The organism is Ornithinimicrobium murale, from assembly GCF_003352835.1.
Lineage (GTDB): Bacteria > Actinomycetota > Actinomycetes > Actinomycetales > Dermatophilaceae > Ornithinicoccus > Ornithinicoccus muralis.
Map to the genome: position 1 here is coordinate 217,024 of NZ_QLVD01000019.1, position 16,604 is coordinate 233,627.

9 protein-coding genes are annotated in these 16,604 nt (G+C 67.1%); 4 read left to right on the forward strand and 5 right to left on the reverse strand.

The genetic code is table 11. The annotated features are described in order from the left end of the window. Positions 1-34: 34 nt before the first annotated feature. From dnaE to DPQ65_RS07655, 4 genes are all read left to right on the forward strand, one after another. A complete protein-coding gene (gene dnaE / locus DPQ65_RS07640; protein WP_114906729.1) occupies positions 35-5,089 on the forward strand; it encodes a DNA polymerase III subunit alpha in 5,055 nt (1,684 codons plus the stop codon). Positions 5,090-5,274: 185 nt separating this feature from the next. After that, positions 5,275-5,760 (forward strand): single-stranded DNA-binding protein, encoded by a 486-nt coding sequence (gene ssb, locus DPQ65_RS07645; RefSeq protein ID WP_114906730.1) that lies wholly within the window; start codon positions 5,275-5,277, stop codon positions 5,758-5,760. Between the two features lie 69 nt (positions 5,761-5,829). Beyond that, positions 5,830-6,285 carry an HNH endonuclease gene (locus tag DPQ65_RS07650; RefSeq protein WP_114906731.1) on the forward strand — a complete coding sequence of 152 codons (456 nt, stop codon included), beginning with the start codon at positions 5,830-5,832 and terminating at the stop codon, positions 6,283-6,285. A 97-nt stretch (positions 6,286-6,382) separates the two neighbouring features. Continuing rightward, the gene (locus tag DPQ65_RS07655; RefSeq protein WP_114906732.1) at positions 6,383-7,300 is read left to right on the forward strand and encodes a hypothetical protein; all 918 of its coding nucleotides are present in this window, start codon (positions 6,383-6,385) and stop codon (positions 7,298-7,300) included. On the opposite strand, the gene DPQ65_RS15850 is transcribed toward DPQ65_RS07655, so the two are convergent. From DPQ65_RS15850 to DPQ65_RS07680, 5 genes are all read right to left on the reverse strand, one after another. Then, positions 7,301-8,005: an excalibur calcium-binding domain-containing protein gene (locus DPQ65_RS15850; protein WP_114906733.1), complete on the reverse strand. Its 705-nt coding sequence runs from the start codon at positions 8,003-8,005 to the stop codon at positions 7,301-7,303. It lies immediately after the preceding gene. A gap of 72 nt (positions 8,006-8,077) precedes the next feature. After that, the gene (locus tag DPQ65_RS07665) at positions 8,078-8,791 is read right to left on the reverse strand and encodes a hypothetical protein (RefSeq protein WP_114906734.1); all 714 of its coding nucleotides are present in this window, start codon (positions 8,789-8,791) and stop codon (positions 8,078-8,080) included. After that, positions 8,788-11,709, reverse strand: a complete 2,922-nt coding sequence (locus tag DPQ65_RS07670; protein ID WP_114906735.1) for a M23 family metallopeptidase — start codon at positions 11,707-11,709, stop codon at positions 8,788-8,790. The genes DPQ65_RS07665 and DPQ65_RS07670 overlap by 4 nt, the downstream gene beginning before the upstream one ends. 9 nt (positions 11,710-11,718) lie before the next feature. Next, positions 11,719-12,378 carry a hypothetical protein gene (locus DPQ65_RS07675; RefSeq protein ID WP_114906736.1) on the reverse strand — a complete coding sequence of 220 codons (660 nt, stop codon included), beginning with the start codon at positions 12,376-12,378 and terminating at the stop codon, positions 11,719-11,721. 38 nt (positions 12,379-12,416) lie between these two features. Further along, positions 12,417-16,592: a hypothetical protein gene (locus DPQ65_RS07680; protein WP_114906737.1), complete on the reverse strand. Its 4,176-nt coding sequence runs from the start codon at positions 16,590-16,592 to the stop codon at positions 12,417-12,419. Positions 16,593-16,604: the final 12 nt, after the last annotated feature.

Below are 16,604 nucleotides of genomic sequence, written 5' to 3' on the forward strand. Positions count from 1 at the left end.
CACCTGTGCCGAAATCAGCTGGCACAGGTAAGGCATGGGAGCAAAGCCGGAGTACGTCCACCTTCACAACCACACCGAGTACTCGCGCCAGGACGGTCTGCAGCGGATGGGGCCGATGGTCGCCGCCGCCGAAGCAGACGGTCAGCGAGCCATCGCCATCACCGACCACGGTGGCCTGCCCGGTGTGCCTGCCCTGGTCAGTGCAACGGCCGACACGAACATCAAGCCGATCTTCGGCATGGAGGCCTACCTGGCCATCGGCTCCCGCAAGGACAAGGACAGCCTCAAGGGCGACTCCGACGACGGGTCTGAGGCCGACGAGGACGCCAAGGACGGCAAGAAGGAGCGCAAGTATCACCACTTGACGCTGCTGGCCGCCAGCGCCGAGGGCTGGAAGAACCTGGTCCGAGTCAACAACGACGCGGCCGACCATTTCTGGCACAAGCCGCGCACTGACTTCGAGGCCCTGACCCAGTACAACAAGGGCCTCATCCTGGGCTCCGGCTGCCTGGGTGGCCCTGTCGCCTCCCGGTTCCTGTCCGGCGACGACAAGGGTGCCTACGCGGCGCTGGAGGACCTGCTGGCTGTCGTCGAGGGGGACAAGGACCGGCTGTTCGTGGAGATCATGTCCCACGGCCTCCCCAAGGAAGACACTCTCGTCACCCCCAAGCTCATCGAGGCGGCCCACCACTTCGGTCTGCGCCTGGTGGCCTCCAACGACGCGCACTACACCAGCGGCTGCGAGCACGACGGACCGCCTGAGACGCACATCGGCCACGGTTGCGACCCGGAGGCGCACGACCTGCTGCTGGCACTGGGCACCAACGCCGACCGTGACGAGCCTGGGCGCTACCGGTTCAACGGCCACGGTTACCACCTGCGGACCGCTGCCGAGATGGACGCGATCTTCTCCCAGCTGCCCGGTGCGCAGGACGCCGTGAGCAACTCCCTGGATATCGCCGAGATGGTCGAGGCGAACGTGCTGCCCGAGTCTCGCTACCACCTGCCGACCTTCCCGGTACCAGAGCACGACGTCGCCGAGTACGAGCGGCTGAAGGCGCAGGGAAACCGGACCTACACCAGCCCCTCGCACTTCCACTACGTCAAGAAGCTCACCGAGGGTGCCAGGCGCCGCTACGGCTGGCCGCTGCCCCAGGAGGTCCGTGACGCCCTCAACTGGGAGGTCAAGGTCATCGACGGCGCGGGGATGGTCGACTACATGCTGATCCACGGTGGCATCACGGACTGGGCGCGAGAGCAGGGCATCGGCGTCGGTCCGGCCCGCGGATCGGCCGGCGGTTCGACGGCCGCCTACGCCAACGGCTCCACCGACATCGAGCCATTGGAGAACGGGCTGCTGTTCGAGCGCTTCCTGGACCCGACCCGCGTGGGTATGCCGGACATCGACACCGACTTCGAGAAGCGCCGCCGGCCCGAGGTCCTCAAGCACATCGAGGGGACCTACGGCGCGGACCGGGTCGCCCTCATCGGCACCCGCGGGACGTACAAGTCCAGGGGCGCCCTGCGCAACGTCGGCCGGCTCACGCAGATGACCGACGCCGGTGCCGCACTGGCCAGCGAGGTCTGGTCGGCCGCAGGCAAGGACGCCACCCTTGCCCAGCTGACCGACCCAGCAGCCCCTGAGTCGATGGGCTTCCGGCAGGTGCTGAACACCCACCCGGACGCACAGGCACTGCTCCCGTTGGCCGCCGCCATCGAAGGCACCCGCGCCGGTGTCGGCATCCACGCCTGCGGTGTCCTGGTGTGCGACGAGTCGCTGCTCGACCAGGTGCCGATGCGGCGCGACAGCTCATCCGGCATGTGGGTCACCGAGTGGGAGGGGCCCGAGCTCGAGTCGATGGGCTACCTGAAGCTGGACATCCTCGGTCTGCGGACGCTGGACGTCATCTCGATGACGCTCGACATGATGCGCGAGTCGGGCATCGAGACCCCAGACATCACCTACCGCGGGATGGAGATGGACCCGAGCCTGCCGCGCGCAAGGGCGACCTGGGACCTGCTGAGCGCCGGCAACACCGAGGGCATCTTCCAGTTCGCCAGCGATGGGATGCGCAAGCTCGCACAGCAGGTCCAGCCGCAGTCCCTGGACGATCTCTCCGCCCTGGCCGCGCTGTACCGGCCCGGCCCGATGGGTGCCGGGATGCACGAGAAGTATGGCGACCGCAAGCACGGGCGTGAGCCGGTGTCCTACGACTACCTGACCACCGACCCCGCCGAGCAGGCTGTGATCGCCTCCATTCTGGACGACACCCTGGGCCTGATCATCTACCAGGAGAGCATCATGGCTCTCTCCGGTGTCATCGCAGGGTTCGGCCCCGGTCTCAAGAACAAGCTCCGTAAGGCGTTCTCCAAGAAGAAGAAGGAGGAGATGGACGCCCTGCGGGACCTGTTCATCTCTGGTGCTACGTCCGTCACCGAGGACGGGGAGGACTCGACGGCCTCGATGGCGTTCGCTGAGTCAACCGCCATCGAGCTCTGGAGGACGTTCGACGCCTCGGCCAGTTACCTCTTCAATCGCTGTACGACCGGCGATACGGTGCTCACTACAGGCCGCGGAATCGGTCCGAAGGCAGAGTCCTGGACCATCGAGAAGCTGTACTTCCGGCTGTACGGCAACGACGACGCGCACCCGGACCTGTGCCCCTACTGCGAGGAGCGACCGCGCGGGCCGAAGAACCCCATGTGCAGGCGGTGCCGGTCCTGGCAGACCAAGTTCCGGGATTCCCGCGGCTTCCACCTCCTGGCCCATGACAGCACTGACGGCCGCATCCGCCCTGCCCGGGTGGCCGACGTCCACTGCAACGGCACCCGTGAGGTCTTCAAGGTCACCACCGCATCGGGTCGCAGCATCAAGATCACCGGCAACCACCAGATGCTCACCCCGGACGGCTACCGCCGCTGTGACGAGCTGACCGTTGGCGATGAGCTGGTGTCGCACGAAGGCTACGAGCCGCAGGTGTACGAGCCATCCTGCCGCACGACTGTGGGGGAGCGGCAGGGCGGTGGGAGCGGCAGGACGACCTGGTCACGAGGCGAACAGAACGTCGGATACGTCGATGGTGGCTTCGTTGCACTCAAGACGTGGACCGAGCAGACGATCGACACTGCGGCCTGCACGGTCTGTGGGAAGACCCGCGCGGACGGCCGGCTCGAGCGTGCCCACCAGGACGGTGACCGCACCAACAACACCCCGTCCAACCTGGCCTGGATGTGCGTCTCCCACCACAAGGAGCACGACTACCGGGCCAACGAGCGCCGGCGTCGCTGGGGCAAGGGCCACCTGGCCGGGACGGACCCCATCGTCTCCATCGTCTCGGCTGGCAAGCAGATGACCTACGACGTGGAGATGGCCGAGGGCACCGAGCACAACTTCGTCGCCAACGGACTGGTCTCCCACAACAGTCACAGCGCCGCCTATGGCTTCGTCGGCTACATCACGGCCTACCTGAAGGCGAACTGGCCGTCCCACTTCGGCGCCGCCACCCTGGCCACCACCAGCGACGACGCGAAGCGGGCCGACATCCTTGGTTCGCTGCGGCGTCAGGGCATCGAGGTGCGGCCGCCGTCGGTAACCGATGGCAAGGTCAGCACGTGGGTCGCCAGTGACGGTGCCGTGGTGCTGGGGCTGGGTGAGGTCGACGGCGTGGGTGAGAACGCGGCCGCGATCGTCGCCGAGCGTGAGGCGGGCGGTCCGTTCACCTCCCTGTCCGACCTGGTGAACCGCGTGAAGGTCACCACGACCCGGGAGTCGGAGCAGAAGACTGAGGTCAAGAGCGCCGACACGCGGATCTGCCACCGGTGCCTGGGTCTCGACGTCCACGACGGCACCCCCGAGGACGACGTCGCGATGTTCGGGGCCTGTGACTGTGGTTCTGCACTGCGCGCGCCGAACCCTGATGAGGATGCGGTCGTCAGGACGTGGAACGAGCCGTCCGGCTCCCGCGTGGAGGTCAAGGCCATCAAGGCAGGGAAGAACTACAAGCTGCGACGGACCGAGTGGACCCCGGTGCTCGACGAGGACGGCAAGCCAGTCATGGTCGAGTCGAACCTGTCGCTGGGCATCGTGGAGTCCCTCATCAAGGCCGGTGCGTGTGACGACTTCGGGACACGCCTGGGTCAGCTGGCCGTGGTGCGCGCCCTACGGGACATCCCGGACCTGCCGGTGCCCCAGATCGAGAGCGGCATCATCGAGAAGGAGCGGGTGGCGGCGGCCAAGCTCGGCGTCACCATCGGCAAGGGCCCGTTCGGCTACTCAGAGCTCGGCCGGGCGATCCTGGACTGGGAGGACCCGGACCCGGACCGCCAGGGCACCAGGGTCGGCGTGCACCGGGTGAACCGCCCCGGCTGGTACCTGGTCGGCGGCGTGCTGGACCGGTTCTCCTTTCGCTATGACCGCAAGGGCAGGAAGATGGCCAACTTCTCGATGTCCGACTCCAAGGGTTCGATGGACGGCGCCCTGTGGCAGGCCGGGGTGGAGGGACTGGACGAGGCCGGGATCAGCCCGCGCAAGGGTGACGTCGTCATGTTGTCTGCCAAGGCGCAGGACCGGACCTTCACCCGCACGGTCACTCCCGAGGACGCCCTGGTGGACACCGTCAGCGGCGAGGAGTTCGAGCAGGTCACCGAGCAGGTCACTGTGCGTGAGCTCTCCGGTGAGCAGATGTGGGTCTTCCCGGGTGACGTGGGGGCCGTGGACGGTCTCGACGGCGGACCGAGCCTGCCGCTCCCGCGGATCTACAACGGCGAGGGCCGCGCACCGACGGCCACCCTGGAGCGCGTTGCCCCGGCGCCCGAGGACGACCCCGAGCCGGAGCCTGAGCCTGTCGTGGTGCGCCCTCGCGTCATCCGCGTCCCGGACGGCCGGCTGAACCGCCGGGTGGCCGACATCGTGGACTTGGCCCCCGGTGCGTCGGCCAGTGAGATTCACCGTCTGCTGGACCAGATGCGCAAGCGGGTGGAGCAACTGCCCGGTCGCGGCATGGACGCCTACGAGCTCGAGATGACCGTCACCCTGCCCGTTTCCGCTGGTGGGGGGACTGTCCCGGTGCTCCTGCGGTCCCCGGCCTGACCCTCCTGTGGACAACCTGGCCCGGCTTCTGTGGACAACTCGGCAGAACGTGACCTGGCACGAAATCAGGTGGCACAGGTATTTAGACCGACCCAAACGGGGAGGTCACCGCACAGGGCTCCCGCTCCGTGTGGCTCGCTGAAAGTAGGCCCTGTTGATGGGCTGACGAACAGATTGGTATGACAATGGCGAACTCCCTTCCCTTCAGCATCACCGGCAACCTGACTGCCGACCCCGAGCTTCGCTTCACCGGTTCCGGTGCGGCCGTGGCCAATGTGACCATCGCCCACACCCCGCGCAAGTTCAACCGCGAGACCAACGAGTGGGAGGACGGCGAGACGACCTTCATGCGCGGCTCCGTGTGGCGCAAGCAGGCCGAGAACGCCGCCCAGTCCCTCAAGCGGGGTATGCGGGTCATCGCCGTCGGTGGCGTGACCACCCGTACGTGGGAGACCCCGGAGGGCGAGAAGCGCTCCGTGGTCGAGATGGAGATCGACGAGATCGGTCCGTCGATGCTGATGGCCACCGCCGAGGTCACCAAGACCTCCGGCAACGGCGGCAACGGTGGCGGCAACGGCAACGGCGAGAAGGCCGCTGCCAAGTCCGAGCCCAAGTCCAACGGTGGTGGCAAGGCTGCCGCCCAGGGCAGCGGCGAGGACAACCCGTTCTGATCCGAAGGTCAGCAACACCACAGGGCGGCAGTTTCTCGACTGCCGCCCTGTGGCCTATCCGGAGGCGACATGCTCGACATCAAGAACCTCGGCGACTATCTGCTGACGCCGGCCGCACTCAACACGGTCGCGCTCATCGTTGCCGCCTGGATACTGCTCCTGGCCACCAGCGCGTTCCTGGCACGTCGCCGGGAAGGCTTGCGCGACCCTCAGCGCATGTACTCCGCTCAGCAGCGCCGGCTCCTCTTCGAGCTGTGCGGTGGGCGATGTGAGCAAAAGTCCATGTTCTGGTTCCGGTGTCGCCAGGAGGCCAGCCACGCCGACCATGTCTACCCGCACTCACGCGGCGGCTCTACGTCCATGGAGAACGGCCAGGGCCTCTGTGCGTTCCACAACCTGTCCAAGGGCGGCAGGGTGCCCAGTCGGCTCTACAGGGCACGGCTGGCCCGCCGCAGGGTTGCCTACTACCCGCCCGGCGTGCCCCGCAAGGTGCAGCCGCGCCGCCCGGCGGCCACCGTTTACTGACCTGGTGATGACCGCCTCCTGATCCACCCCTGATCCCGGATTGGGACTCGCCGGCAAAGTTCGCGCGCCACACCCGCTGTCCATTACCGTGCCTGTCATGAAGACACGTGCGTGGATCGGCGCCGCCACGGTCATGGCCGTCACCCTTGTGGGTTGCAGCGGCGACGATGGTGGCGATGACCAGCCCGAGTCCACACAGGAGGCTGCTGCCGGTCAGGAGGGTGCCCAGGACCCAGCAGAGGGCTCAGAGCCTGCCACCCCCGCTGAGGAGCTACGCGACAAGCTGCACGCCGCTGACCCTGCCCTGTGCGGCACCACGGGCGATGAGTCGGTGACTCACCCCGAGGATTCCAACCCGGAGGTGAGCGCCGCCTGGGCGAGCTCCTGCACGATCATGGCCTCTGACCTGACCGCTGTCTCAGCTGGCGAGGCACTGGGCGCGGGGGATCTCGAGTATGAGGGCAAGCAGCCGTTCGAGTCCTACGCCACCATCGCGGATGCAGAGGCCGGATGGGTGGTTGTGGCCAACGACGAGGCCACCGACCCGCGAGCCATTCAGGAGGCCATCGGTGGCGAGATCAGCACCTGGATGGCTGCTGACGCGCCGGAAGACTTCACCCTGGCCCAGCTAAGGCGGATCCAGGAGGGCATCCAGCCCGCCGAACGGTGCGTCACCGACGAGGAAACAGACCTCACAGAGCTGGTGACGCGGGAGGAGAACCGCTCGGAGTCATTGGACGTGGACACCTGCAAGCTCTACGTCCTGAGCCCCGCCCTGTCCGAGGAAGACATCGAGCAGATTAAGGCCGATGCCGTCGCGGAAGCTGAGGCCGGTGACTACGGGCTGTTCTGGGGCGACTACCTCAACGCAGATCCCAACATCTATGAGAAGTACCCGTGGATGGCCGACACCGGAGGTCGTGTGCCCGGGTACCTGCTCGTGCGAGAAGACTCACCGCAGGCGATGGCCTCAGAGCTTGCGGTCATCGGAGAGTTCGAGCTGCTCGTCCCGTAATCAGCTGGCCATGCGGTTCAGCCGGCGACTGTTCAGCGCCAGGCCGCCTACTCCGAGCAGGGCAGTCGCACCGATGAGCGTGATGGCGTCCGAAGCGAAGCCGGTGTCGGGCAGCCGCTCATCGTCGTCGCTGATGACCACGGTCTCGTCTTCGTCGTCACCGTCGTTGCCGATAATCACGGTGGAGTCCTCGTCGCAGGCGATCCCGTCACCGTCGGGGTCCAGGTGCGCGCCGTAGCCGGGGTCGTTGGCGTTGAGCGGGTTCATCCCGGCGTCCTCCACCGCGATGCAGTCCTTGTAGAAGACCTCGTCATCATCCTTGACCGGTGCCTCAGGCTCCTCGTTGCCGGTCTTCACGTAGGCCTCGCCGTCGCAGCCGCGCTCAGCGTCATAGGTGTGACCCCATGTGGCGGGGCTGGTCAGCTCGTAGCCGTCGGCCGCGCGAGTGAACACCTGGGCGCGCGGTGAACTGGGGTTGATCTCGCGCACACCAGGGTTGACCTTCACCCCGCCCAGGTAGTAGACAACACCCTCAGTGAACGGAATGAGCACCTGGTCGTTGTCCGTTCCGCAGGCGTCCGTGAAGACGGGCGGTGCGGGCGTCACTGGGGCAGTCCCGCTGGCGTTCGCGGCTCCAACCGGCGCCAGCAGCAGCAGACCGAGTGCGGTGGTGGCCGCCAGGGAGGCGGTGCGGGGGAGACTCATGGTTTGTCGCTTCCTGTGATTCTGGATGGTCCTAATAGTGAACATGCCCAAACGCTGTGACCTGCGGTTTTATCAGTGGGAGTGGCCCTCGCCCGAAACGAGCCACTGGCCGTCGACGTCTTCCACGATCACCCACACGGCCTGCTCGGCGCCGCGACTGTCCGTCTTGTCCTTCTCCATGACGTAGCTCTTCCACTGGACCAGAACGAGGGCACCGGCCACATCGTCGGTCTCATCGAGCTTCACCTGGACCTCCTCGACGCCCATGATGAACTGGCGGTCGATGAAGTCCTGGTCCCATTCGTCAGCGGTGACGTCCTGACTGTCCTGGAGCTGGGCGGCGAACTCCGGGGTCAGGTAGTCCGCCTCCTCCAGCCATGAACCCGGAGCCACGCGGTAGTCGATGGACCGAGACCCGGCGATGTAGGCGGCCGCGACGGCACGGGGGTCGCCCTCATCGGAGGGAACAGCGACCAGCTCGGCGTCCGGGGTGAGTCCGCCGTCGCTGGTCGGGGCAGGCTCGTCAGGCTCGTTCTCGACCGGGACAACCGGCGCTGGCTCAGGGGCAGCCTCGGTCGCCTCCTGGCTGGGTGCCGGCTCATCTGAGGTCTCAGGGGCGGCGGTCTGCTCGGACTCATCGGTCTGGGCCGCCGTCTCCTGGTCCGATGGTGACGGGGCTGGTTCATCTCCCCCGCGCAGGACCATGAAGACTGCCACTCCGGCGATCACCAGGCCCGCCAGGAAGATGAGGATCTCCCGGGTGCCGGTCTTGCCTTCTGAGCTCACGATGAGATCTCCTGCCTGCTACGTCCGGCTTCTTCGGTCGGCTCCTCGGGGTCGGTCGGGTCCCGCTCCGGGGTGCACTCGATGCCCTTGACCGCTCCCAGCACCTGGTTGGCTGCCTGCTCCCACTGTCCGTAGAGGGTCGGATGCGCCGAGACCTGCACCTTCTGGGCCAGCGCTCCGGGCGGCATGGTCTCCCAGCCGGCGATGTCCATGAGTCCCGGCGCGGTCGACTCGTCGCTGACCCCCAGGAACGCCTTGGTCGACCGGGAGACGTCCATGATCGACTCGACCGGACCCCACGCCTTGAGCGTCACCAGCTGCTGGTAGAGGCCGGCGCTGCTGTTGTCACTGCCGACCGCGTCGTGGGGCAGCGCCAGGGTCTCGGGGTACTTGGAGTTGGCGTACATCAGGAACGTCGACTCCTGGAAGATGGTCATGAGCATCGCGACCTTGCCGTTGTCGTTGGCCCCGGCCGCATCGGCAATGTGCACCGCCGTGGCCGCGTAGCCCAGCTTCTTGGAGTCCATGACGACGACCTCACCGTGCCGGCTGCCACCGACGGCCTCAACCTTCAGCACCGCATCACCAGGTGGAGCACAGATGACGCCGGGGATGTTACCGCCGCCACCAGCAGCCACCTCACCGAAGTGCCAGCCCTGGGCGAGGGCGTGCACCGCATCGGCGCCGGATGGGTCCATCCCAGCGACAGGGAGCTCGGCCAGTGCGTCCACGTAGGCGGCCTTGGTCTTCTCCGCGATAATCGGGGTGTCCTCAGGGATGATCACGGTCTCTGTCACGGGGTCAACCATGCGCCCGGAGTCCAGGTCAGCCCAGTCGATGGTGTCCTGATTCTGCATGGTGCGAGAGAGCTCGAAGGAGACCCAGCCGGTGGCGTACTCGAAGTCATCGTCGGCCTTGACCGCCAGGGCCTCGGCGTCCTCGGTGTGCCGGGCCACCCAGCCCTTCTCCTCGCGGTACTCCCAGTCACGGGCGAAGTCCTCGTCCGTCTCCAACTTGCTGAGTAGCTCGACCTCAGACTCCTCGTCGGTGGGACCGAAGGCCGCCCGCTCGATCTTGTAGGGGCTGCGGAAGTCTCCCTGGACGGGTCCGATGCCACCACCACCGATGATGATGCCGCCCGAGCCGTCCTTCGGGAACTGGGACAGGTCCAGGGCCGGGTCGTCGATCGGGAAGAACCGCTTGCCGTCAGCCCACTTGGTGTTGAACCCCGGCTGGTAGGGCATCCCGGAGCCGTCAGCGAAGGCCGGCACCAGGTTCTGAGCGTCCGGCATCGCGGAGGTGCCGAAGAACGACAGGTGGACGTGATTGATGTGTCGGGCGTTGTGATTGTTGTGGTCGGTGAAGGTGTACTTCGTCCAGCCGGTCTGCCGGCCCCAGCGCCAGTCGGCGAAGATGATCGACTTGACGCCCAGGTTGTCGGCGTTCACCTGCGCCCAGTGGGCCAGGGTGTACATCAGCGCCCAGCCACCGCTGCCCTCGTTGTAGGGGTTGATCGACCAGTCCAGCGCGTTGCCCTGGTGGTGGTCGGAGGGGTAGCCCATCCACACGGTGCGGTAGGCAGAGGTCAACAGCAGCTGCGGGAACGCCTGTGCGACACAGTCCCTGCCGCGGCTCTGGTCGGGCGTGGCTGGGGACAGGATCGCGCCGACCACCTGGCCCGAAGGGATAGTGGGGCACGCGGCGGCGGGCGGTCCGGGGAAGAACTCGCTGCCCTCGTAGACCGGGGCACCGCCACCGCCACCACCACCACCACCACCACCACCACCACCACCGCGTGCTGAGCACGGGTCGGAGAAGCGCGGGTCGACAGGCAGGCCGTGATTCACCTCGATGCCACGGTCCTCCAGCCAGGTGGCCGGGTTCACGTACTCGCCGTCCTCCAGGATCTCGAGGTGCAGGATGACCTGCTCGGCGGAACCGGTGTCGCCCATCCAGCCGATGACGTCACCTGGCTCGATCTGGTCACCGACGGCAACGTTGACCGACTCCATGTGCATGTAGCGGACCTGAGTAGCGACCTCGGTGCCGGACAGCTTGACCCACACCATGTTGCCGCCGGTGTCGTTCCAGCCGGAGTAGGAGACCTCACCGGCGCCGACACCCACCAGGTCGACGCCAACCTCGTCACCGAAGTCCAGGCCCTGGTTGGTCCCCTCCTGGCCCTCGGTCACGATGCGCGTGCCGTAGGCGGAAGTCACCCGGTAGGTGGAACCGGTGACAGGGTGGGCGGTGTCTCCCGCCTCGTTGAGCTGAACCTCTGGCTCGTCCTCGTCCTCCGGTGGGTCCTCCGGTTCGCCATCCTCTGGTGGGTCCTCGACAGGGGGAGCGGGCGGGCAAGCTGTCTGCGTGTTCTGGTTGGCCTGCCAGTGCTCGATGGCGGCGACCATCTCCCAGTCCAGCATGTCGCCGCCAGCCGCTTCGTAGACCGTCTGGAGGTTCTCCATGTTGTAGCCGGATGCCTCGGCTGCGGTGGTGGCCAGGTCGTAGTTGACGGCGGAGTCAGTCAGGCCTGCCCGGGCACCCCCGCCACCCCCGCCACCGGAGGTCAGCATCGGGGCAGCCAGCATGGCGGCACACGCGACGCCAGCCAGGAAGGCGTTTTTGGCCGACTTCGACTTGACCGCCCCGACAGTGCCCTCAAGAACGGCACCCTGGACGCCACCGCCGACAGCCTTGCTCGCGAGGGTCCCACCGACCGCACCCTTGGCGGCACGGGAGCCGACGTTGACAGCATCTCCGGCCGCCTGGCGAGCGGTGCCCTTGGGCTTGGTCTCCTGGTCGTCCGCCGACTTCTGGGCACGCTTGCCGCGCAGTCGCTCCAGAGCAGCACGAGCCGCATCCCCGTGGCCAGGAACCTGACCTCCAGGGATGTTCTTGCCGGGCTTCTTGTCTGCCATGGTTTCGGATCAGACCCCTTCGCGGATAATCCGGAGCTGCGCCTGGATGCCTGCGTCCAGGCGCTTGATCGCCTCCAGTGACTCGGTGTGCTCATCGACGCGAGAGGCGATCAGCGTGCCCTCGTACTCCCTCACCGAGTACTTCGCCATGAGCTCGGCGACGGTGCCCCGGTGCCCACTGGAGGGCAGGCTGAACACCTGCGACAGGAACTTCTCGCGCTCCTCGGGCCGGAGCCCTGCTCGGTAGACGTACATCCGGTTCAGTCGCACCAGGGGGCGGACGTCTGGTGCGAACATCGTCGGCTCCCGCTGCCTCAGCTGCTGCTCGGCGGCCGCACGTGCCTCCTGCCAGGCGGGGTACTTGCGGTGGTTGGTCGACGGGGCCGGGTTGGCCGCGTCCCACTGCGCCAGTCCGGCCTCCACACGACGCCGACGGAACTTGCCGTAACCGTTCTGGAACCGCACCATGGACTCGTCGGGCACCTCCACGGTGGACCAGAACCGAACCAGGTTCTCGTAGGTCCGGCACACGGGCGGGTAGTGAAAAGTCCCTTCATCCTCCCGGTAGAGCTCCTCGAGCACGACGTCTGCCTCCGAGCGCGGCTGGGCGGCGAACTCACCGCCGTTGCCGCTGGGGTGCCCTGCTGGGATCCTGGCCTGGTCTGTCATCGTCTTTAACCTCCTTATCCGGTGACACTGTGCGGGGCTCAGTTCTCGCCGCGGTCGGTGAACATCTCGGGGGTGCGAGTCGGCGCCGCGGGCGGGGCGTTCGTATAGGTGCGGGTGACCTCCTCGAACTCAGTAGGCGGGGTCTCCTGGCGGTCACTCTCACGAATACCCTCCGGACCGGGCGCGGCTGCAGGAGCGTCCCCACCCCCCTGGCCGCGACCCAATCCGGAAGTCTTCTCCCCCTGCGAGGATTCACGCTCCGTCGCCGGTGTCTCCACCTGCGAGTCCGGCTGGACAGGAGGCTGCTCGCTACTCGCAGGCGCCGCGGGCTCGCCCTGGCCAGCGTCCTGCACCGGCTGCTGCTGGCTCGGGGAAACCTCAGGCTCAGTGGCGGGCTCAGGATCCGGGGTGTAGACCGTTGCCCCACTGGGTGCGCTGTCGTCCGCGCACCCACCAGAGCGAGGAGACTCCTGGCTCACGGGGGTCGGCTGCCGCTCGGGCTCGGGGCGGCCGTCGGGGACGTCCTGTGCAGTAGCCTCGTCCGTGAAGCCGCCAGGACGCGGGGCTCCCTGAGGCGCCGGAGCGGAGTGTCCACCCTCATAGCTGCCCGCGTCGGTGGGCTGACCGGTGTCGTCACTAGGGCGATTATCGGAGGTCACCTGCCCAGTCGTGCTTGCCTGACTGGGCAGCTTGCCCTGGTCGGTCCCAGCGTTCTCCTGGTTCGGCACAGCGCCTTCGCCCTGCGGCTCGGTCTCGCCATCGGTGTAGCCGCCAGTGCGAGGATCACCGGGACCCTTCGGGTCGTCGTGGTCACCGCCACCGGTGCCACCATCGTCCTCGTCGTCCTCGTCACCGTCACGCATTCCGTCCTGCCCGTAGGTGCCGGAAGGGTCGGCCTGTCCCGTGTGGCCGGTGGCCTGGTCGTTGGCCGGTCCACCAGGACGAGGATCCTCGGGGCCCTGCGGCCCGCGGTGGTCACCGTCACCGGCGCCACCACCATCCTCCTCATCCTCGTCGTCACCGTCGCGCATTCCGTCCTGCCCGTGGGAGCCGTCAGGGTCGGTCTGATCCGTGTGACCGGTGGCCTGCTCGCCGGCCGGACCAGCGCTGCTGCCCTGTGAGGACTCCTGGCCCTGAGCGTCACGGGGGGCGTCACTACCGTCCTGAAGGGCCCCGGTGTCGTCAGTGCCAGTGTGTGAGTCGGTGGTCGGCTGGCGGTCGTCGAGGTCCTGGTCGGCGCCAGTCTGGTTGCCAATGGGCAGGTCCCGGGCCTCTGCCTCCTCCTTCGGGATATCGTCGCCGAGCTGGCGGTTCCGCTCATTGATGAAGGTCTGCAGCGCGCGCTGGTTGCGAGCCGCCCGACGAGCACTGTGGGTACCGCTCTTGTGAGCGTTGCGGTGGCGGGCCAGGGCGACTGCACCCATGCCCATACCGGCGACCATCAGGGCCGGGGCGATGCTGGCACCGGCGACTGCGGCAAGACCAGCGGCACCCACCGTGGCAGCCGTGGCGCGACCAGAGGTGACGCCGCGCAGGGTCTTACCGGCCGCTGAAGACACCCGGTCCGCGTTGCGTCCGACCATGCCCATCTCGCTGCGCCGACCAGCAACAGCCGCACGCTCCATCTGCTTCTCCACCTTGCGCACCTGGTGGCGACCGCCCAGTGCCTCGCGTTCCATGGTCCGGCCCTCACGCACCATCCGGGCGTGCTCGACGTCACGACCAGCGCCGGTCTTCTTCCAGGCCCCGGCAAGTTCGGCTGGCATGGCATCGCCGTCCCTGCCGTAGCGGGGCCTGCGTGCCTTCGCTGTGGCAACCGCTGCACCTGCACCTGCACCTGCACCAGCGGCGTTCTCCGCTGCGGTCTCCTGCAGGCTGCCCGAGTCGCGACCCGCCACAGACCCGGCCGCGCGGCGCTCAGCAGGCGCGGCAGCCTGCGCGCCACCCTGACCAACAGTCCCAAGGTCCGTCTCGGGGGTCATGGAGTCTGCGCGACCACGTCCGGCCGAGTGTGCACCCAGACTGCCGCGGCTCGTGCTCCCGCCGATAGCACTGGCGCCAGCACCAGCAGTCGCCGGGCTACCGGTGAGCCGGCCCCAAGCACCCTGGCTCATCCGGGTCGGTGCACTGATGGCCCGGTCCACTGCGGTCCCACCAATCATGCCCGCGGAGCCCATGTAGTTCTTGGCGCCACTGACGGACAGCGGGTCCGGCATCTTGAGGACCTTGGAGAACACGAACTTGAGCAGCAGAACCGCCAGCACCGGCGCCAGCCCGGCCCAGACGATGGCCCCGATGACGTTCAGGTCCATGGCCTTACCCATGTCGTTGATGATCTTGGTCATGACGGCCAGGAAGGACAGGAAGAAGCTCGAGCCCCAGGTGATGATCGCCATGCCCACCAGGAGCTTGAAGAACTTGACCAGGCGGGAGGACGTCCGACCGAACAACATGTCTGCGATACCCACCAGGACCACTGTCGCGGCAAGGACCACCAGGGCCATCTTGGCGATCAGGATGAACAGTGAAATGGCCCCAAACAGGACGAACAAGATGATCGCGGTGAGGGCGTGGACGATCGCGGCGACCATGCCGTCACTGGCGACCCAGCCCTGGTAGTTCTCCAGGAACTGGCGGGGGTGGAAGGCATTCCCGGCGTTCGAGAAGGCGGGAACGGTCGCAGCACTGGCCGAGGTGTCTTCGAGGATGTGGTCGCGGTTCTTCCAGTTGAACGGCGAGCCGCCCCAGTCGTAGTCGCCGCTCGCCCCGTAGGCCTCCGCGCAGTCACTGTCCTCAATCTTGCCCTCGCCGACATTCTCCCAGCCGAGGGCGACAGACCAGGACGTGCCGTTGTTTGTCACACAGGACGCCCAGAACGCCCCGATGTTGTCCTCGCGGTTGTTGTCGGTCGGGTTGAATACGCCGTTGTAGGCCGGGCTGCCCGGTGCGGCCAGGGCTGCGATCATTGCCGCCTGCTCCTCCGCCGAGGCCGGTGCATCGGCGTCCTGGATGGCCGCCAGGGTGAAGTAGGCGTGCTCAGCCGACGAGGTCTGCGCGTTGAACTCGAGCTGGTGACAGAACGATGCCTGGCCGTATGCGTTACCGGATCCGAACTGGCTGCCGATGTAGGACTGCAGGGCAGACTCGGTCCAGACGGAGTTCAGCGCCAGCGGGGCAGCGGTCATCCCCTTGATGTCTGCCATGACGTGCTGTGCCTCGTAATGCTCGACCAGCTGGTCCATGTAGTTGTAACAGTGAGAGCTGTACTCGTTGGCATACTGCTCGCCGGCCGGAGGGGTGCCACCCGCGTCGATCGCATCCATGCCGTCGAGCAGGCCCTTGCTGAGAGCACCACTGGTGGAGGCCATCACCGAGTTGACCTTGTTCATCATCCAGCCGGGCGACATCGTGCCGTAATGGCCAGTCGCACCGTCGGAGTTGGCGGCGCCGTTCATCATGACGACGACGAGCCCGGTGACACCCAGCAGACGGCCGACAGCGCCCAGGCTGGGCATCCCGCTGCGAGCTGCCCGGTAGATGATGGCCACGGCAGCGCCCACGAGGACGATGACACCAATCCAGGCGTCGAAGAAGATGGCCCTGGCGACCGCGCCCATACCCTTGTCGACGGTTGCGCCGATACTGTCGCCGACACAGAACTGGTTGGCCGACTCGGTCATCGTGACGGACGTCGACCAGGCAGCATTGCCCACGCTCAGGTAGGACTGCGCCATACCGTTACGCGCGAGCTTCTGGTAGATGTCGTCAGTGAACTTGGCGCCCAGGCGTGAGTGCAGGCTGCTCGTCGCGTCCGTCCAGCGGTGAACCGGCAGCGTTCCCTTGTCGGTGTTGCCCCACTGATTGATCTGGCTGCAGATGGAGTCTGGTGGAGGATTGTCCTCGCCACAATCGGGGTCGACGCCTGGAATGCAGTTGTCAACGTTCACGATGGACTGGCCGGTCAGGTCCTGGAAGCCGAAGGCAGCACGCTCCGCCATCGACGGCGCATAGGCGGCCACGACGGAGCCAGCGCTGTCCTCGACGACGACCTGTGCGTTGGCCGGACCCGCGATGCCGCCGATAGTGACGATCGCCAGGACGAGGGCGGTCAGGCCCATCGTCAGCAGGTTCAATGCGCGCGCACGGGCATCACGCAGCATCAGCCTGGCGCTCTGCGTCCGGCTGATGTCTGGGCTGGCGTCCTGAGTGTGCACGCTGGGCCTTCC